Source organism: Dietzia kunjamensis, assembly GCF_045689975.1.
GTDB classification, from domain to species: domain Bacteria; phylum Actinomycetota; class Actinomycetes; order Mycobacteriales; family Mycobacteriaceae; genus Dietzia; species Dietzia kunjamensis.
Map to the genome: position 1 here is coordinate 14,832 of NZ_CP143298.1, position 18,074 is coordinate 32,905.

The 18,074-nt window shown below is 65.5% G+C and carries 15 protein-coding genes and 3 pseudogenes; 5 read left to right on the forward strand and 13 right to left on the reverse strand.

Going from position 1 to position 18,074, the window contains the following annotated elements:
- Positions 1-54: 54 nt before the first annotated feature.
- From VZF99_RS16390 to VZF99_RS16400, 3 genes are all read right to left on the reverse strand, one after another.
- On the reverse strand, positions 55-1,644 hold the full coding sequence (locus tag VZF99_RS16390; RefSeq protein ID WP_341875644.1) for an IS1182 family transposase: 1,590 nt from the start codon (positions 1,642-1,644) through the stop codon (positions 55-57).
- A 220-nt stretch (positions 1,645-1,864) separates the two neighbouring features.
- The gene (locus VZF99_RS16395; protein WP_341875637.1) at positions 1,865-3,412 is read right to left on the reverse strand and encodes an SLC13 family permease; all 1,548 of its coding nucleotides are present in this window, start codon (positions 3,410-3,412) and stop codon (positions 1,865-1,867) included.
- Between the two features lie 12 nt (positions 3,413-3,424).
- A complete protein-coding gene (locus VZF99_RS16400) occupies positions 3,425-4,567 on the reverse strand; it encodes an MFS transporter (RefSeq protein WP_341875638.1) in 1,143 nt (380 codons plus the stop codon).
- 302 nt (positions 4,568-4,869) lie between these two features.
- Here VZF99_RS16400 and VZF99_RS16405 point away from each other — a divergent pair.
- Positions 4,870-6,149: pseudogene (locus VZF99_RS16405) on the forward strand (IS3 family transposase).
- 82 nt (positions 6,150-6,231) lie between these two features.
- On the opposite strand, the gene VZF99_RS16410 reads toward VZF99_RS16405, so the two are convergent.
- Complete coding sequence (locus VZF99_RS16410) at positions 6,232-7,002, reverse strand: IclR family transcriptional regulator C-terminal domain-containing protein (RefSeq protein ID WP_407336170.1); 771 nt, start codon at positions 7,000-7,002, stop codon at positions 6,232-6,234.
- A gap of 138 nt (positions 7,003-7,140) precedes the next feature.
- Between VZF99_RS16410 and VZF99_RS16415 the strand changes: the two genes are divergently transcribed.
- The 4 genes from VZF99_RS16415 to VZF99_RS16430 are packed head-to-tail and all read left to right on the forward strand — an operon-like array spanning position 7,141 to position 10,835.
- Positions 7,141-8,382 (forward strand): aromatic ring-hydroxylating dioxygenase subunit alpha, encoded by a 1,242-nt coding sequence (locus VZF99_RS16415; protein ID WP_255029343.1) that lies wholly within the window; start codon positions 7,141-7,143, stop codon positions 8,380-8,382.
- Entirely contained in the window at positions 8,382-8,846 is a 465-nt protein-coding gene (locus VZF99_RS16420; RefSeq protein ID WP_209912139.1) for an aromatic-ring-hydroxylating dioxygenase subunit beta, read from the forward strand. The genes VZF99_RS16415 and VZF99_RS16420 overlap by 1 nt, the downstream gene beginning before the upstream one ends.
- On the forward strand, positions 8,843-9,817 hold the full coding sequence (locus tag VZF99_RS16425) for a PdxA family protein (RefSeq protein WP_341875640.1): 975 nt from the start codon (positions 8,843-8,845) through the stop codon (positions 9,815-9,817). The genes VZF99_RS16420 and VZF99_RS16425 overlap by 4 nt, the downstream gene beginning before the upstream one ends.
- A gap of 1 nt (position 9,818) precedes the next feature.
- Positions 9,819-10,835, forward strand: a complete 1,017-nt coding sequence (locus VZF99_RS16430) for a 2Fe-2S iron-sulfur cluster-binding protein (RefSeq protein WP_341875641.1) — start codon at positions 9,819-9,821, stop codon at positions 10,833-10,835.
- A 389-nt stretch (positions 10,836-11,224) separates the two neighbouring features.
- On the opposite strand, the gene VZF99_RS16435 is transcribed toward VZF99_RS16430, so the two are convergent.
- The 9 genes and pseudogenes from VZF99_RS16435 to VZF99_RS16475 all read right to left on the reverse strand — a co-directional run bounded on the left by VZF99_RS16435 (position 11,225) and on the right by VZF99_RS16475 (position 17,960).
- A complete protein-coding gene (locus tag VZF99_RS16435; protein ID WP_407336171.1) occupies positions 11,225-11,833 on the reverse strand; it encodes an IclR family transcriptional regulator C-terminal domain-containing protein in 609 nt (202 codons plus the stop codon).
- A gap of 45 nt (positions 11,834-11,878) precedes the next feature.
- Positions 11,879-12,001, reverse strand: a pseudogene (locus VZF99_RS16440) (helix-turn-helix domain-containing protein); the annotation flags it as partial.
- A 71-nt stretch (positions 12,002-12,072) separates the two neighbouring features.
- Positions 12,073-12,241: pseudogene (locus VZF99_RS16445) on the reverse strand (acetyl-CoA C-acyltransferase); the annotation flags it as partial.
- Between the two features lie 204 nt (positions 12,242-12,445).
- A complete protein-coding gene (locus VZF99_RS16450) occupies positions 12,446-13,186 on the reverse strand; it encodes an IclR family transcriptional regulator (protein WP_341875646.1) in 741 nt (246 codons plus the stop codon).
- 83 nt (positions 13,187-13,269) lie between these two features.
- Complete coding sequence (gene pcaD, locus VZF99_RS16455; RefSeq protein WP_341875642.1) at positions 13,270-14,469, reverse strand: 3-oxoadipate enol-lactonase; 1,200 nt, start codon at positions 14,467-14,469, stop codon at positions 13,270-13,272.
- Complete coding sequence (locus tag VZF99_RS16460) at positions 14,466-15,821, reverse strand: lyase family protein (RefSeq protein WP_341875643.1); 1,356 nt, start codon at positions 15,819-15,821, stop codon at positions 14,466-14,468. Before VZF99_RS16460 ends, pcaD begins: the two co-directional genes overlap by 4 nt.
- Entirely contained in the window at positions 15,818-16,450 is a 633-nt protein-coding gene (gene pcaG / locus VZF99_RS16465) for a protocatechuate 3,4-dioxygenase subunit alpha (protein ID WP_341875607.1), read from the reverse strand. Before pcaG ends, VZF99_RS16460 begins: the two co-directional genes overlap by 4 nt.
- The gene (gene pcaH / locus VZF99_RS16470) at positions 16,450-17,163 is read right to left on the reverse strand and encodes a protocatechuate 3,4-dioxygenase subunit beta (protein WP_341875608.1); all 714 of its coding nucleotides are present in this window, start codon (positions 17,161-17,163) and stop codon (positions 16,450-16,452) included. Before pcaH ends, pcaG begins: the two co-directional genes overlap by 1 nt.
- Before the next feature lie 482 nt (positions 17,164-17,645).
- On the reverse strand, positions 17,646-17,960 hold the full coding sequence (locus VZF99_RS16475) for an Lsr2 family protein (RefSeq protein WP_407336162.1): 315 nt from the start codon (positions 17,958-17,960) through the stop codon (positions 17,646-17,648).
- Between the last annotated feature and the right edge of the window lie 114 nt (positions 17,961-18,074).

An 18,074-nucleotide genomic window follows, 5' to 3' on the forward strand; every position in this document is an offset into this window, starting at 1 on the left:
CACGTCGGGTCGCTCGGGCGGTCTGGCCGGCGATTAGCTCCTCCGGCGTGCTGGTCAGGCCAGGGCCCAGGTTCCGTTCTGGTGGGTCAGTCCCATCGCCAGTAGTCGGCGCAGGTTCAGGGCGGCAACGCGGTGGTGGAGCCAGGTGTTGCTCTTGTCCACGCCTCGGTACGGCACGCGGCGAGCGCCTCGGGTCAGCCAGGCGATCGAGCGCTCCACCATGGGTCGGTGTCGTCGGTAGACGGCCTGGAAGTCCTCGCCGGCTGCTCGCTGGGGGTGCTGGCGCTGAAGCAGGTGATGCTCGCCGAGCAGCACGGTGCGCCCGGCGACCGAGGCGGTGCACTGCTGGCGCAGCGGGCAGCCGCGGCAGGCGGCTTCGAAGGTGGCGCGTCCGTGGGCTGAGACCGTTCTGGTGACTTTGTTTGGACAGGCCAGCGTGCCGGTAGCCGCGTCGAACGTGAAGTCGTCGAGGGTGAACCCACCCTCGACCGCGGGTCGTAGCGGCCACGGCTTGACCAGAGGCAGCCACTGCTTACCGGCTAGGGTGGCCAGCATGTCGCCGCTGGCGTAGGCGGAGTCGCCTAGCACTTCGACCGGCTCGCCGTCGCCGATGGTGGGATCGGCGGGGACCAGTGCCGCACCGACCGCGGCATCGGAGTTGGCCGGCCCGCCTGGCTTGGTCACCGAGCACATGGTGGTCAGTCCGGTGTCGGGTTCGACCACGATATGGGCCTTGAACCCGTCCTGGCGGCGTTGGCGGGTCTTGTGCGCGTGGCGGGCGTCCGGGTCGACGGTGGAGATCACCCGATCCGGGGCGGTGCGGCGGGCGATGCGCCACCGCCCGTCGGTGCCATCGGAGTCCTCGGCCGGTTCGACGTCCTGGCCGGCCACCAACGCCAACAGGGCCACCGCCTCGGCCGGTTTGCCGCCGGCGGCGGTGATCGCCTGAACATCCAGTGCGGCCAACAACGCCACCGCATCGCCCACCAGGGCGCAGACCAACTCGTCCCGGGCGGCCTGGTCATCCCAGGCGATGCGCGGCTTACCGGCCGCGGTGTAGTCCTGCCCGGTCAACGCCGCCAGCCGGGCGCACTCGGTGGCGATCAACTCCTTCGTCCCGGGCACCTCGCGGCCGACCCGGCGGATCTGCGCGATCAGCTGGGTGATCGTGTCCTGACGGGCGACCGCGTCATCCAGGACCGTTGAATCCAGCGCCCGGCGAGTCTTGGTCTTGACCGCCCCGGTTTCGGCGATGACCTGGCGTACCACCTCGAAGATCCGCTGCGGCCGGTCGCTGGCCGCCAGCCGGCGTCGCCAATAGGTCAGCGTCGACGAGTCGAAGCCCTTGGCATCGATGGCGTACCCGCAGGCTGCCTTCCACCGCAGGTCAAACGTCAGCGCGTCGACCGTTTCCCGGTCGGAGTGACCGAACAGGGCTTGCAGAACGATGACCGAGGCGATCACCTCACCCGGGGTCGAGGGGCGGCCCCGGCCCGAGGGAAACAGGTCGGCGAACAACTCGTCCGGGAACAGGCGGACGCGGTGCTCGGCCAACAACGCGAACACGCCGCCGGGCTCGAGCAGATGCTCCGCCACCGACTCCACATCTAACAACTCACGCTGCCGATCCGACTCACCCTGCATGACCGTCATCATTTCAGGGCCACCGCAACCCCGCAGGCCGGACACGCCCCTTTGTTCAGCAGTCTCCTAGAACGAAAACGCCAGATCAAAGGCAGTTCAGGCCTGTGTGAGACAGGCCCTGCCCATGATGCGTGTGCTGCCGCGGGCCGCGGCGGCGCCGTCGGCAAGGTGCAGGTCGCAGCCACTACGAGGGGAGGTCGAACTTCCCTCGCTCCCGTTTCTACAAGCTAACGTTGAAGGCCAGCGGAACTAAGGTATGCAAAACGATCATGATCATCACCATGGAGATCATGTTCATCCAGACTCCGGCCCTCACCATCTGCTTGATGGTTATCTCCCCGGAGCCAAAGGCAACCGCGTTGGAGGGTGTTGCCACTGGGAGCATATATGCGGAGCAGACGGCCATGGCTACGGCGATTGTCATGATCAGCGGATCCACGCCCACGGCCACGGCTACCGCACCGAAGATCGGGAAGAAGGCGGCCGCAGTGGCGGTGTTCGAAGTCAGCTCCGTGAGTGCTAGTCCAACGATGATAACGGCAAGGACGATGGCCCAGCCAGGCAGGAAACTAAGTCCGGAAACCTGGGTTCCGACCCACTCCGATAACCCGGTGGCGGTGAACATCGCCGAGAGTGACAGGCCGCCCCCAAAGAGCAGCAATAGTCCCCAGGGGACCTCTCGTGTGGCGGACCAAGTAAGCAGGGCCCCGCTTTTTGGGTTGTCACGGCGCTTTTCGGCGGGGACGATAAAACAGGCCATGGCGGCAGCGATCGCGACCTGGGCATCCGAGATCGATTCGAGGAACGGCAGGTAGTCCTGGATCACTGAGATCTCTGCGATGAAGGGAACCGCCACCCAGAAGAAGATTGCGACCAGGAAGACCAGTGCGATTCGCTTTTCCGCAGTCCGCATGGATCCGAGGTTTCGGTGTTCTTTTCGGATCAATTCGTCTCCACCGGGGATGTCATTCATCTCGGGGCGAAAGACAATTTTGGTCAGTACCAGCCAGCACACTGCCGTCATGACCAAGGCAAACGGCACACCGACGATCATCCACTGGCCGAAGCCCATCTCGAAGCTGTGGGATTCCCTCAGGTATGCCGTCATCAAGGCCATCGGTGGCTGGCCGATGATCGTCGCCATGGAACCCATGGTCACGCCGTAACCGACGCCGAGGATCATGGCAGCAGAGAACTTCTTTCCGGCAGCACGGCTATCGACCTTCCGCACCAGTTGGATGATGGAGGAGGCGATCGGTACCATAATCACCGCGGTTGCGGTGCTGGACACCCACATGGAGATAAAGGCTGAGGCAATCATCAGGCCGAGGACGATTTGTGCGGGTTTGGTCCCCACGATTTTGATGGTCAGCAAGGCCACTCGCAGATGCAAGTTTGATTTCTGTGTTGCCAGACCGAGTATTACACCCCCCAAAACCAGGAAAATAACCGAGTTGGCGTAGGGACTGGCTACTTCCTCCAGGGTTCCTGCCCCGACGAGCGGGAAGAGGATGAGCGGGAGCAGCGAGGTTGCCGGAATCGGCACGGCTTCGGTCATCCACCACAGCGCCATCCAGATAGCAATCCCGGCAATGGCACGTGCTTCAAAGGTTAGACTGCCCGGAAGTATTAACGTCAGAACGAAGGCAACTATCGGGCCAGCAAGGATCAACCACCAATTCCGCCCGCCACCGGTGTCCATCGCATCCATGCCCGGCGGGGCCCCATCCTCAACGGCGACGGCATTCTGTTGCTTACTGATATCCATTGTGATGTCCTTTCAAAGGTTGTGCGTAGCACGCGAGGCGGAGTTGCCTCGGCGCGAGAAAGAGAGCTGCGGAAGGCCAACGAGGGCAGCGACCGCAAACGAGCAGAGCGGCAGTAGCCAGCCAGCGTGGAAGGTGGCGCCGTAGTGCAGGACGAGGCCGAAGCCGAGCGGGCCGGTCGCAAATCCGAAGTACATCGCGGTGACCATCGCGCCAGTGGCTGAGCTCAGTGCGCCAGCCGGGACGCTGCTGACGAGCGCGACCATCGTCACTGCATTTGATGCCAGGGCCGCGGCGCCGAAGACGGCGGCGCCGAGCCACACGAGCCAGTGGCCCGCGAGACTGGAAGCCAGAATCAGGGTCACTCCCGCGGCTGCACCAACGGCAAGACTCACAAGCGTGTAGCGACGTAGGCCTGATCGTCCGGACGCACGCGCGAATATGACCCGACTGGCCACGCCCACGGCGCCCACGACCGCCGCGGTGAGCCCTGCGGCCCCCACGGAGAGACCGAGCTCCCTGTGGGCGAAGAGTGCGAGATACGCATTGGTCCCCATGAGCCCGAAAGCCATGAAGAACGTGTAAGCGGTCAGCCGGCCGACGGAAACCGAGACTCCGGATCCGTCATTGCCTCCGGAACTTCTTGTCGGCGAGACCTCTCGGGTCATAAATGCGGACCAGAGTGCCAGCACCGCGATGACGACGCCGGCCAGTGCCGACCACCGCCATCCCCACAGCACAGCGATACCCGGGGCCAGCAACCCGGCGACGAGTTGCGCCATCTGCACCCCGGATTGCTTCCAGCCGATCAGCGCCCCTCGCCGCTCGGCCGGAAGGCCGGCGGCGATCCGGTTGGTGGCGGGATTGGACAGGGACTGCGCCACTCCCGCGATGATCGCGACGACGAGCACGACCACGTAGTTGGTGGCCGCGGCGAGCAGACCGAGGCTTACGCCAGAGCCGATCGCGATTCCCATCATCACGTGGCGGGCGGTGAACCGCGCCGACTGACCACCGAGGAAGAAGGCACCGCCCGCCGCCGAGATGAAGGTGACAGCGGACACGGCGCCGTACTGCGCGTCGCTCATTTCCAGGTCTTCGATGACCAGCGGTGACACCGCAGCCAGGGTGTACAGCATCAGCGGGCCGACAGCCATACACAGGGGTAAGGACACCGCCAGAACAAGGGTGTCCCTGCGGCGGTCACCCCTCAAGATCCCGGCCACCGGCCTCCGTTCGCTATGCGTACAATTGTTCGGTTTCGCGTCCGGTTGATAAAACCATGTGAGGCGGATCACGTCAACCCCGGCATGTGGCCAGAGCTGGCGGGGTGCTGCGGTAGCGTGCGCGCATGACGGAGAATGACAAGCCCATTTGGCCCCGTTGTGCTGTTTTGATTTGGCCCTGAACCGCCCCGGGTTTCCCGCCGCCTCCTTTTCGAGTCGAGGAGGATTGTTGTATGCCGAAGAAGATCGATCCCGCGGTCAGGGAGCGGGCGTTGCGGATGGTGGCCGAGCACGCGGTGAGTACGCGTCGCTGACGGCCTGCTGTGATCAGGTGGGCCGCCGGTTGGGGTTGGGCAAGGAAACGGTCCGCAGGTGGGCTGTGCAGGCCGACATCGACGCCGGAGCACGCCCTGGAGTGAGTACCGAGCAGGGCGCCGAGATTAAGCGCCTCAAGGCCGAGAACCGGCGGCTGACCGAGGACCTGGAGATCATGCGTCGGGCCTCGATTTTCTTCGCGGGGGAGCTCGACCCCCGCCGCCGGTGATCTGCGAGTTCATCGACCAGATGAGGTCCGAGGGGCACGGGGCCCGAGTCGATTTGCCGTGGTCTGCGCAAAGTGGGTCTGCAGATCGCCGCACGCACCTATCGGATGTGGACCTCACCCCGGGCGAGCGATAGCGGCCAGGGTCGTCAGGGACGAAAGAGGTGGAGGACGTCGTCCGGCAGCTGGTGTGGAAGCCTTATGCGCAGGGACGCCGGAGGATGCGGCTAGCCGGGCTGTACGGGCGCCGCAAGATACTCGCCGAGGTGCGCCGGGCCTGGCTGGCCACAGCGAGTCCGGGCGCGGTGGACCGGTCGATGCGCACGCTGGGCCTATCCGGGGTAGTCCGGGCCAAGAAGGTGTACACGACCTGCCCAGGTTCGGATGCTGTGAGGGCGCCGGACCTGCTGGACCGTGACTTCACCTCAGATCGCCCGGACCGGGTGTGGGTCGCTGACTCCACTTACGTCCGAACGTGGGCCGGCTTCACCTACGTCGCGTTCATCGTCGACGTATTCGCCCAGCGCATCGTCGCCTGGAATGCAGCGACCACCATGGCCACGGACCTGGTGATGACCCCGCTGCGCATGGCGCTGTGGCAACGCGAACGCGAGGGACACCCGGTCGAGCCAGAGTCGCTGATCAGCCACTCCGTGCGGGCAGTCAATATACATCTGTAGCGTTCACCGAACGCCTCGCCCTTGAGGGGATCGAGCCGTCGATCGGCAGCGTCGGCGACTACGATAACGCCCGCATGGAGGCGATTAGCGGGCTATACAAGGCCGAGTGCATCCGCTCATCGATCTTCCATGACGGGCCGTACAAGACACTCGCCGACGTCGAGTACGCGACCGCCGCATGGGTCGAGTGGTTCGGGCAACGACCGGCTCCACTCGAGCCTGCTACGTCCCGCCCGTCGAGTTCGAGCAGAGCTGCTATGCCGCTCTCAACCGAGAGCTTCAACCCAAATAGGAGCGGCGGAAAACCTGGGGCGGTTCAGTCGCTGGTCCGCGGCCTTGGCGCCCTTGTCGGCGTTGGCGGAGTGGCTTAAGGCTTAGAGCAAGCGGCTTAGCTCCGTCGCGTGCTGCTGCATCACCGGGCGCAGTCGGTTGCGAAGATCGTCTGTGGTTGTACGCGATGTCGATGCACTGACCGAGATGGCTGCGACTACGCGTCCCGTCGCATCGCGCAACGGTACGGCGATTGAGAGCAGGCCCGGCTCGAGCTCCTCGTCACCGATGGCTATCCCGTCGGCTCGTGCGGTCTTGACGCGGTGCTCGATTGCTTCGGCGCTCACCGGGGTGTGAGGTGCGCGTTCGGGGAACGGCGCAGCTCTTAAGTAGTCAGCGAGCTCGTCCTCGCTGAGTGCGCTCAGCAGAACCTGCCCTGTTGACGAGGCGTAGAGCGGGAGTCGAGTGCCGATGCGCACGCCGGTGTGCAGCAGGCGAGATCCCTCACTGCGCGCGATGAAGAGCGAGTTGTCACCGTCGCGCACTGCTAGCGATGCTGTCTCGTCGATCGCGTCGCGGATGGCAGTCAGGTGCGGCTGCGCGAGTTGGGGGAGGCTCGCCGACTCAGTGTATGTCGAGCCGATCCGGAGCGTTCGTGGCGTGGGCGAGAAGAACTTGCCGTCGAAGGTCGTGTAGCCGACTTCGGTGAGCGTATTAAGGCAGCGCAACACCGTCGCGCGGCTGAGCCCCGTGACCCGCGCGGCGTCGCTGATCGTCAGTCTCGGCATGTCCTTGCCGAACGCCTCTAGGACGGCGAGGCCCTTTGCGAGACCGCCCATCGTTTCCCTCGGCATAAGGGTGTCCTTTCTTGACATGCACGGCTTCAGCGATTGTACTGAACGCGAATGTCCGGAAAGCATACATTTGTTCGTATATCGAACACAACTCGGCGTCAACGAAGGAGAGCCTGAGTGAGTGAACCGAAGGGCACTGCTACCGCGGTGGAAAGTGATATGTCCGCCCGCCATTGGCCGGAGCGCCTCACTGATGTGCCGTACTGGGTATTCCAGGACGAGGATGTCTACCGAGCTGAACAGCGCAACATTTTCCACGGTCGAATGTGGAACTATCTTTGTCTCGAGGCGGAGCTCGCCGAGCCAGGCGACTTCTGCGCGACCTTCATCGGTGAGCAGCCCGTCCTGGTGACGCGTGACCACGACGGCGAAATCTACGCATTCGAGAATCGATGCGCTCACCGCGGTTCTCTGATCGCAATGGAGCACTACGGTAATGCTCAGGACTTCACCTGTGTCTACCACGCTTGGACCTACAACCTGCAGGGCGACCTCACCGGGGTCGCTTTCGAGGACGGTATCGGCGGAAAGGGCGGCATGGGGCCGGGCTTCTGCAAGGCCGCGCACAGTCCTCGCCGGCTTCGGCTCGCGAACGTTCACGGGCTCATCTTCGGCAGCCTCAACAATGATGTGCCGGAGATCGAGGAGTACCTCGGCCAGGAGATCCTCGATTCCATCGAGCGTGTGCTCGGCGGACGCAAGCCGGTCGTGCTCGGCCGTTTCACACAGACACTTCCAAACAACTGGAAGCTCTACATGGAGAACACCAAGGACTCCTACCACGCGAGTATCTTGCACTTGTTCTTCACGACGTTCGGCCTCAACAAGCTGAACCAGAAGGGGGGCATCATCGTCTCGCCTAACGGTGCCCATCACGTGAGCTGGTCCGCGATCAACCGTGAGGCTGAGGCTGATGGACACTACAAGGATCAGGGCATCCGGTCTGATGCTGAGTATCAGTTGGAGGACCCGTCGCTTGTCGACAGCTTTAGCGAGGTCGGCGACGACATCACCCTGCAGATCCTCTCTGTGGCCCCCGGTTTTGTGCTGCAGCAGATTCAAAACTCGATTGCGGTCCGCCAAGTGCTGCCCACCGGCGTCGACTCCACGAATCTGAACTGGACCCTTCTTGGCTTCGAGGGCGACTCTGAGGAACAGCAGCTGATCCGGATGAAGCAGTCCAACCTCGTCGGCCCGGCGGGCTTCGTCTCGATGGAGGACGGTGCGATCGGCGGCTTCGTGCAGCGCGGTATCGCGGGTGCGAGCACTGAGTTCGCCACTATGCAGATGGGCGGCGACGAGGCGGTCTCCAGCGAGAGTCGTGTTACCGAGGCCTCGATCCGGGGCTTCTGGAAGGCCTACCGAGAAGCGATGGGCTTCACGATCGGGAAGGACGAGTGATGGACACCTTCACGCTGATCAGCCGCGCCCAGGCCAGCTATGTGCGCGTGATCGACGATGGCCCGATCGAGGACTGGCCCGAGCACTTTACGGACGACGCCTTTTATAAGGTCACCACCGCCGACAATCACCGGCGCGGCCTACCCGCCGGCGTCATCTGGGCCAACAACAAGGCGATGCTGCGCGACAGGGTCTCGGCGCTCAAGGAAGCCAATATCTACGAGCCACACGCCTACCGGCATCTGCTCGGCCAGCCCGCGATCCTCTCTGAAGGTGGCGAGACCGTGTCGAGTGAGACGTCCTTCCTCGTCATTCGGATAACCGGCAACGGCCCAACCGACGTCTTCGCGAGCGGTCGCTACCTCGATGAATACTCGCTCGCTGGAGGCAAGGCGTTGCTGACCCGCCGGGTCGTTGTATGCGACAGTTCCCGCACCGACACGCTGCTGGTGCTTCCGCTATGACAGGCGCCAACCGGTTGCTCTTGAGCATTGGTGATCCGAATGGCAGCGGTGCCGACATCGCCGCCGCGGCCGTCGCCGAGCTCGGAGCCGCGGCTCCAGTCGTAGTCGGAGACCGACACGTCTTCGCTCCCTCGGCCGAGCGGCAGGGGCTCGCGGTGCGGGACGCTGTGCCGGGTGCGATCGCAGAACCAGGGGTGTGCGACTTCGTCGACACCGGGGCGCTGAAGCCCACCGACCTGGCTCCCGGAAAAGTGACTGCGGCCGCGGGCACAGCGACGATCGTATACGTGACCGAAGCGGTGCGCCTCGCGGCATCCGGAGACTATGCCGGAGTGGTGGCCTGCCCGCACTCGGAGACCGCGGTACGCCAGGCCGGCATCGAATTCGCGGGTTACCCGCCGCTAGTCGCAGAGCTGACCGGCACGCCGGAGGATGAGGTTTTCCTCATGCTGATCGGCGGCGGGATGCGAATTGCGCATGTGACCTTGCACGAGCAGCTCTCGGAGTCGATTGCGAAGCTCACCCCGGACAGGGTGGTGACGGCCGGGGTTGCTCTGAACACGGCGCTGCGCCGGATGGGCATCAAGATGCCCACGATCCAGGTGTTCGGTATCAACCCCCACGCAAGTGAGGGTGGCCTGTTCGGCGGAGACGACGCGCGGGTCACTGAGCCAGCGGTGGCAAAGCTGCGCGAACTCGGCATCGACGCGGCCGGCCCCACTGGGGCGGACGTCGTGCTCGGTGGGGCTCGTGAGGCCGACGGCTACCTTGCGATGTATCACGACCAGGGTCACATTCCGATCAAGACGGTCGCCGGACGCGATGTTGCGGCGGTGACGATCGGTGCCGGCGTCTCATTCTCAAGCGTTGGGCACGGGCCGGTGTTCGGCAAGGCAGGCCTCGGCACCGCGGACCCGAGTGCGGTGCTATCGGCGCTGCGCCTACTTGCCCCTTCGGGCCGGAAGGATTGACATGACCACCATCAGCATCAATCGCTCCGAGATTGCCTTCGAGTGCGCTCCGGAGCAGACCGTTTTGGAAGCAGCCGAGAGCGCGGGCTGGGGGATCCCGTATTCGTGCCGCAAGGGCGTATGCGACACATGCATCGGTACCCTGACGTCCGGCGAGCTCAGCGTTCCGGGCACCGGTACCGTCTGCGGACCGGCCGAGGTGCATATGTGTCGCGCGCGGCCGGTCGGTAACGTCGAGATTGCGCCGAAGCGGATCGAAGCGCGCACGGCGCCTAAGCGCAAGCGCCTCACCACCACCGTCTACCGCCGCCGTCAGGTCGCCCCGAGCGTCACGATCCTCGACCTGCGGTACCCGATCGGTCGGCGCACGCCGTTTCGGGCCGGTCAGTTCCTCAACGTGATCCTCGACGACGGCGACACTCGTTCGTATTCGCTCGCTAACTCGCCCCAGCACAACGACCTCGCGCAGCTGCACGTGCGTCACACGGCAGGCGGCGCATTCTCGGCACGGATACTGCAGCAGCTCCATTTCCACGACACTGTCGAGATCGAGGCGCCTTTCGGCGAGTTCTTCGTTGACGACTCGGATGGCCATGAGGAGGGCTTGATTTCCGAGGATCCGATCTTGCTGCTGGCCACAGGCACCGGATTCGCGCCGATGCGGTCGATCATCCTTGACCACATCGCGCGCCGGAAGACCCGCCCCGTCCACCTGTACTGGGGCGCACGGAGTCTCGAGGACGTCTATCAGATGGATCTTGTCTGTGCTGTGGCCAAACGCTTCGACTGGTTCTCGTTTACCCCCGTTCTCTCGCGCCCCGATCGTGATTGGGGCGGTGCCACCGGATGGGTGCAGCAGGCCGCCATGAAGGACCATCCGGACCTCACCGGCCATAGGGTGTACGCCTGCGGCAGCGAAACAATGGTCCACTCAGCCGTCGACGATCTCGCCCGCGACTGCGGGCTCGTCCCCGAACGATTCCACTCTGACGCCTTCGTCTCCGCACTTCCGAAATAGACGTTCGTCCGTTAGCCCCTGATCCGCCGGTGCCGCGATCCGTACTGCCTGCCAGCCACCGCTGGCGTGAAGGACTAGGGCTTTTCGATATCGGCGGTGACTGCCTCGACGGTTTGCGATCAATGACCACCTGCGACCGCTGACCACCTGCGACCGCTGACCACACTTGGAAGTTGCCATCTACACGGAAGCGACATCGATGTGACTTGAATGGAGGTCCGCACCGATAGCGGCGGCGGTCTCCAGTAGGTCAGGGACGAATTTTGTCAGCGGTGGGAGGCCCGTGTCTCCAGTGGAGTGGTCGGCGATGTGGATACCCGCGATCACTGCACCGGCGCGGTCCCGGATGGGCGCGGATGGTCTGCGTCGGTCGATCGAAGAGCCCTCGGCTAGTGCTCGATCTGTGAGTTCACGGCCAGCTCGGCTCCGATCGCTCGCGTGGTCTGCAGGAGCTCGGGAAGGACCTCCTCGCGGAGTTGCCGTGAGGAGGTCCGGCCGACCGGTGTGGAGATGTTGACCGCGGCCACCGCCCGTCCATCCGCGTACACGGGGGCGGCTATAGAGCGCAGGGTCGGATCAAGTTCCTGGTCGGCGATCGCGAAGCCATCGACGCGCGCACGCTCGATAATTCCCTTGATCTCCTCCGGGAAGGACCGGGTGCAGCCGGCCACCCGCCCGGGGGTCAGGGTGCGCAGGTAGTCCTCGAGCTCTTCCGGAGGAAGATCCGCAAGCAGAACCCGCCCGCTCGACATGATGAACGCCGGAAGCCGTGTACCGACCGCGATATTGACCGTCATGAGACGACTGGCCTTCACGCGGTCGACATACACCACGGTGTCGCCATCCAAAATCGTCAGGGAGCAAGTGTCGCGCACCCGCTCGGCCAGTAGCGCCAGGTGCTGCCGCGCCAGAGCAGGCAGGCCGAGTCTGTCGAGGTAGAGATCGCCGAGCTCCATCAGTTTGGGCCGGAGCCAAAAGGTGGGGCCGTCGGTGGCCACGTAGCCGACGTGCTGCAGAGACAGCAAGAGGCGCCGAGCTGTGGCGCGAGTGGAATCCGTACGTTCCGCGACCGCGGCGAGTGAGAGTGGGATCCCGGCCTCGCTGAGTACCCGCAGAATCTCGATTCCTCTCGCCAGCGACGTCACCCTGTCGTCAGGCGCTATCACGATGACAGCATAGTGGGACCGGCCGAGACGACCGCGCGCGGTAGCCGGGCCATCCGAGCCCGTCGGGGCCAGACGCGTTCGAAGTTGGCCGCGAGGCCCCTGCCCGCCGCCGATGCGCATCGTCTCCAGGCCCCATCGGGCATCGCGACGCTCGAGCTCTCCACACCGGGTGGAGAGGATCCGGCCGCCCGTCGCCCCGACGGGATGGCCCAGGGAGACACCCGAGCCGTGGGGGTTGACGTGCCGAGGACAACCTCGTGGATCAGGGACGCCTCGAGTCCGTTCCGGGTCACGAGTTCGCGGATCACGGTGGCGGCCAGCGCCTCCACAGGAACGTCTCTGAAGACCCCGCTGAACCGGTCGGCCGGTGTGCGGAGAGGGGAACAGGTCACGGCGTCGGGCACAGGGGTCCTCTCGGGGCGGGGCGCGCGACGGGCGGCCGGGTCATCTGTTGACGGCAACGAGATCCGCGCCGATCGCCTCGGCGGTGGACAGTAGGGGTGGGACGAACTCCTCGATAAGTTGCTCGGATGTGTATCGCATCGCGTGCGTGGAGAGGTTGATGGCGGCGACGACCCGTTCCTCCGCGTCGCGGACGGGTGCCGCAAGCGACCGCAGCCCGGGTTCGAGTTCCTGATCGACCATGCACCAGCCCTGCTCGCGCACGCGGTCGATCGCCTCGCGAAGCGACTTCTCGTCGGCGAGTGTGGTGGGGAAGCGCGCCTTGAGCGGGGTGGCCCGAAAATACTCATCCAGTTGCTTGCTATCGAGGCCGGCGAGCAGGACTCGTCCCATCGATGTGGCATAGGCGGGGAAGCGGGTGCCGATGGTGATGCCGACGGTCATGATCTGGCTCACCTGGACACGACCGACGTAGACGATGTCGGACCGGTCGAGGATTGATACCGAGGACGATTCCCCGAGGCGATTACTCAGCCGCTTGAGGTGGGGCTGCGCGACATCCGGCAGCGACGCCGAGCTGAGAAAGCTGTAGCCCAGGTCGAGGACTCGGGGGGTGAGCTGGAACGTCGGTCCGTCAGTGTCCAGGTAGCCCAACTCGACGAGCGTGAGCAGGAACCGCCGCGCGGTGGCCCGTGTGAGCCCGGTGTTACGTGCGACCTCGCTCAGCGTCTGTCGAGGATTGTCCGCGTCGAACGCACGGATTGCCGCGAGACCGCGGGCCAGCGACTGGACATAGTCGGGGGAGGAAGCGCGCGCGGCCTCCGCGTCGGGACTCGATCCGGCGGCAACCGCCCGTTCGTCCGCGGTCACGTCGGCTCCGCGAGATCTGCGAGCGCCGCCTTGCCGAGCGCGAAGGCGTGGTTGCTCTTGGGCACCCCCGCGTAGACCGCGGTGTGGAGCAGCACCTCAGCGATGAGGTCGGAGGGGACTCCCGCGCGGAGGGCCGCGCGGAAGTGCATGTCCAGCTCACCGTCGTTGCCCAGCGCGGTGAGGACGGCGATGGTGAGCAGGCGGCGTTGCGTCTCGTCGAGTCCCGGTCGGGTCCACACGTCCCCCCATGCGGTACGGGTGATGAAGTCCTGGAACGGGGCCGTGAAGTCGGTGGTACCCGCGACCGACCGGTCGACGTGGGCGTCACCGAGAACCTCCCGGCGGCGGCGCATACCGGCGTCATGCGCGGCTATCCGGCCGGCCATGTACGCCGCACTGCCGGAGGAGGAGAGGACGTGGTCGCGCAGGAGGGTGGTGACTCGTCCCGGCAGTTCCACGGTAGGCACGTGGGCGGCGGGGAAGAGTAGCTCCCAGCGGGCGTCCTCGATGCCGTCGGCGATCTCCCGGACGAGTTCCGGCGGCGTCAACGGATCCTGGTCGCCCGCGGCGACGAGTGCAGGGCACCCGATGCGGCCCAGGTCGGCGCGGAGGTCGAAGGCGGACAGGGCGTCGCAGCACGCCGCGTAACTCTCGCCATCGGTCGCCAGGACCATCTTGCGCAAGGTGGCGACGAGGCGCGGGTCCCGTTCGGTGAGGGCTGGGGTGATCCACCGGGCCACGACGGCGTCGACGACCGCGCCGACCCCGTCCCGCCGAACTGTGGCCGCACGGTCGACCCAACCCTCTGGCTCGCCGAAGCGCGCGGCCGTGCACAGCAGCGCGATGGACTCGATCCGGTCAGGATGGTGTACGGCCAGCCACTGCGCGATCGCGCCACCCAAGGAGAGTCCGGCGACATGGAATCTGTCGACGCCGAGGAAGTCCAGCAGGGTGAGGACGTCGCCAGCGAGACCATCGATCGTGCAGGGCCCGGGGATTGCCGCGGAGTCACCGTGGCCACGGTGGTCGATGGCGATCACCCGGAAGAGCTTTGACAATTCCCGGATCTGTTGTGACCACATCGAGCGGTCCGATCCGAGTGAACCCAGCAGTACGAGAGTGGGCGTGTCGGCGGTGATGTGCGACGGGCCCTGTGCCTCGTGGGCCAGGTTCGCGGTTGCGGAGCTGCCGGTCATCGGTGGCCCTCCTGGAGGTCGGGCTCGGAGATCGGTGTGAGCGTGGGCAGTAGGCGGTCGACGAGGTCGGTGGCGTGACCGGTGTAACCGGTGGGATCGAGCAGCTCGGCGAGGCGATCGGCGCCGAGGGCCTCGACGAGGGGCGGGTCGCGGTCGAGCCGCTCGGAGTTGCGGCACGCTTCGGTGACCAGGCCGCGGGCGTCTGGGACCTCCCGGCCCAGAGCCACGACCACTCGCTCGGCGAGAAGCGCTCCTCCGGTCATGTCGAGGTTCTGTGCCATCGCCCCCGGGTGTATTACGAGGTCCTCGAGGGCGTCCGCCAGACGGGCGAGGGCGCCCACGGTGAGGCGCTGCAGATCGGAGAGCGTCTCCCACTCGGCGTGCCAGGCGCCGGCGGCACGCTGGTGTTCGTGGGCGGCGGCCGCGTGCATGGTCGCGACGAGCCCCGGCGCTCGCATCGCCGCGGCACGGGCCTCGATCGCGGCCGTGGGGTTGCGTTTGTGTGGCATCGCCGACGAGCCGCCGCCGTCGTGGAGGGAGAGTTCGCCGATCTCGGTGGCCGCGTGTCGGATGATGTCACCGGCCGCTTTCGCGGTCGCGCCGGCGGTCGCGCCGAGCGCGCCCGCGTAGAGCGTCAGCACCGTACGGTCGGTGTGCCATGGGGCCACCGCACGGGGAAGGCCGAGCTCGTCGGCCAGTGCGTCGGCCAGCGCAAGGCCATGGGGATGGAGCGCGGCCAATGTACCCGCGGCACCCCCGAACTGGACCGGCACTCCGTGCGCTGCACGGACCGCTTCCGCGGCGGCGCGGCGGATCGAGGCGCCCCAGCCCGCCGCCACGAGTCCGAAGGTGGTGGGCAGCGCCTGCTGTCCGAGGGTGCGGGCGACGAGCGGGGTGTCCCGGTGCTCGTGGGCAATGGCCGCACAGGCGGCAACGGCGCGGTCTGCGTGTCCGGCAAGGTTCGTCGCGGTCCGGTGGACGAACAGCGCGACCGCCGAGTCCATGACGTCCTGGCTGGTGGCACCCACGTGGACCTCGGATGCTACTGCGTGGGGGTCGGTTTGCGTCACCTCCGCGCGCAGGGCGGACACGAGCGGGATTACCGGGTTGCCGCCGGAGACGGAGGCCGGGCCGAGGGTGGCGGGATCGGCGTCGGGGATCCGCCCAGGCTCGGCGGCCAGGGCGGTGAGGGCTTCGGCGGTCGCGGTCCCGACGAGCCCGGAGCGAGAGGCGGCGCGCGCGAGTGCGGCCTCGACCTCGACAAGAGCGCGCGTCCATGCCTCGTCGGAGTGGTCGACGCCGTTGGTCTGGCCGAAGACCGGGTCGAATAGTGGGCCGCGCGTTCCGGTCACAGGTCGAAGAACGGGGTTTCGGGACGTGCGGGCGAATCCTGCAGCTGCACGGTGAGGTGGTACGTTCCCCCGCTCCGCTCGGCCACCAGCAGTTCGCGGCGTTTCTCGGGGAGTGCCGCGAGGACCGGGTCGACGGCGTGAGCTTCGGTGTCCTCCGGAAAGTACAGGCGGGTCACCAGTCGCTTGAGGATGCCGCGTGCGAACACGCCCACCGCTAGGTGCGGGGCCTGGCTCCCGTCGGTCCCAGCGCCGACCGGCCCGGGCCGGACCGTGTCGATGGTGACGGTGCCGGTCTCATCGGCGAATACCCGGGCGAGGCCGGTGAAGCCTACGCCCCCGACGAGCGGGGTGTCGCGGACAAACCTGCCATGGGCATCAGCCTGCCAGGTCTCGATCATGGCGTCGGTGACCGGCGCACCTTCGCCGTCGAGCACAGTTATGGTCACGTGGATGTGGCCCTCGGTGCCGGGTTCAACGAGAGTGCGCGAGGCTGTCCAGTCAGGTTCGAGACCGATATGCACGTACGGACCGACGGTCTGGGAGGGCGTTAATCCGAAGCCGGCGTCATCTTGGTCGCGCGCCGTGAGCGCGGGGTAGCGCGGTGCCGAGGGGTTGGCGGTGTCGATCATCAGTGCTCCTGGCCATTCTCGAAGGGGGTCGCGTTGCGGCCGCGCAGAACGATGTCGAACTTGAACGCCGGGGCCCAGTCGGACTCGGTGGCGTCGTAGTCAAAAACGCTGATCATCCGTTCGCGGGCGCCGGCGGGCGCGGCGTTGAAAATGGGGTCTTGGAAGTAGAACGGGTCGTCCGGGAAGTACATCTGGGTGATGAGCCGTTCGGTGTAGGCGCGCCCGAACAGTGAGAAGTGGATGTGGGCGGGGCGCCAGGCGTTGTGGTGATTGCCCCAGGGATAGGCGCCGGGCTTAATCGTTAGGAACCGGTAGCGACCATGTTCATCGGTCACACAGCGACCGACGCCGTTGAAGTTCGGGTCGAGGGGGGCCGGCCACGAATCGTTCTTGTGGCGATACCGGCCCGCCGCGTTAGCTTGCCATACCTCGACGAGTGTCTCGGGAACCGGCTTGCCATCGCTGTCGAGGACGCGGCCGTGGACGATGATGCGCTGACCGATCGCCTCGCCGCTCCCGACCAGTGTGAGGTCGGCCTCGGACTCGGTGACCGCCGACCCGCAGAAGACCGGACCGGAGAGCTCCCCCATCCGCTGGGGGAGCAGGACGAGGTCGTTGCGCGGTGCCCGGAGTCTAGTGGTGCCGTACTCGGGAAAGGCGAGCGGTGGGTTTGCGTCGCGGTCGTCGACGTACCGGGCGGGGAGATGCAACATGACGTCCTCTCGATAGAAGCGACTTCTGCCGCGCGGCGGACGCAGAGACGAGGCGTCCTGACGTTGGAAAAGTGACTCAGATTACAACCTTCTATGAGTCGGGAGATTAGTCAGCCAGCCTGGTGTGCGCAAGTCGCACATCTGTACATTATGTGAACGCGCCCTACGGGGTACGGCATGGCAAACAGAGTGTTTCGCTCGGCCACATGAGAAAAAACGCAGATCGAACGGCGCCATTGTCGCTGTGGGTAGATCCGGACGGTCCGGCATCCCTGTCGCCCTTAACGATGCGCTCCTCCAGTGGAGACGAAGCGCCGGATCTCGCGATCGTTTACTTTACATAAGATAAGTTATCGGCGTTAACATAATGCCTAGTGGCGCGGCGTTTTGAGACGTGACTAGTTCGCTGGGTGCTTCTGGTCGTCGTGACCTGTGGCGTTGATCGGAGCACGGCGCCGGCGGGCCGGCGCCGTGCTGCCTGGTTAGTTGGCGGCGGTGTATGCCTGCATCACCTCAGCGGGTATGCGTCCGCGGTCGGAGACGTCATACCCGTTGGATCGGGCCCATTCGCGAACCCGCTTGGTCTCATTGGCTGAAGTGGTGGATCTGCGGGAGGTCTTGGTTTTGCTCCCGGCGACTCGGTGGCCGGCATTGATGTACGGCTTCATCGCCTCGCGGAAAGTGTCAGCGTTAGCATCGCTGAGGTCGATGGAATAGTCTTTGCCCTCGAACGCAAAAGTGATGGTGTTTGCTTTGTCGCCAAGGTCGGTGCCGTCGAGATCGTCGATGAATCTCACGTGAAATTGTTGTGCCATTGATTCTCCCTGATGAGGTCGTTTCTACTGCGGTGCCAGTATGCGCCACATATAGTGACCAGGTATCGTCTAGTTCTTTCGCACTCGTGAGTCTTG

What these genes read in the sequence shown, in the direction of transcription:
- VZF99_RS16390 (WP_341875644.1), bottom strand. Translation starts at nt 1,644, where the DNA reads ATGCAGGGTGAGTCGGATCGGCAGCGTGAGTTGTTAGATGTGGAGTCG.
- VZF99_RS16395 (WP_341875637.1), bottom strand. Translation starts at nt 3,412, where the DNA reads ATGGATATCAGTAAGCAACAGAATGCCGTCGCCGTTGAGGATGGGGCC.
- VZF99_RS16400 (WP_341875638.1), bottom strand. Translation starts at nt 4,567, where the DNA reads ATGGCTGTCGGCCCGCTGATGCTGTACACCCTGGCTGCGGTGTCACCG.
- VZF99_RS16410 (WP_407336170.1), bottom strand. Translation starts at nt 7,002, where the DNA reads ATGTCAAGAAAGGACACCCTTATGCCGAGGGAAACGATGGGCGGTCTC.
- VZF99_RS16415 (WP_255029343.1), top strand. Translation starts at nt 7,141, where the DNA reads ATGTCCGCCCGCCATTGGCCGGAGCGCCTCACTGATGTGCCGTACTGG.
- VZF99_RS16420 (WP_209912139.1), top strand. Translation starts at nt 8,382, where the DNA reads ATGGACACCTTCACGCTGATCAGCCGCGCCCAGGCCAGCTATGTGCGC.
- VZF99_RS16425 (WP_341875640.1), top strand. Translation starts at nt 8,843, where the DNA reads ATGACAGGCGCCAACCGGTTGCTCTTGAGCATTGGTGATCCGAATGGC.
- VZF99_RS16430 (WP_341875641.1), top strand. Translation starts at nt 9,819, where the DNA reads ATGACCACCATCAGCATCAATCGCTCCGAGATTGCCTTCGAGTGCGCT.
- pcaD (WP_341875642.1), bottom strand. Translation starts at nt 14,469, where the DNA reads ATGACCGGCAGCTCCGCAACCGCGAACCTGGCCCACGAGGCACAGGGC.
- pcaG (WP_341875607.1), bottom strand. Translation starts at nt 16,450, where the DNA reads ATGATCGACACCGCCAACCCCTCGGCACCGCGCTACCCCGCGCTCACG.
- pcaH (WP_341875608.1), bottom strand. Translation starts at nt 17,163, where the DNA reads ATGTTGCATCTCCCCGCCCGGTACGTCGACGACCGCGACGCAAACCCA.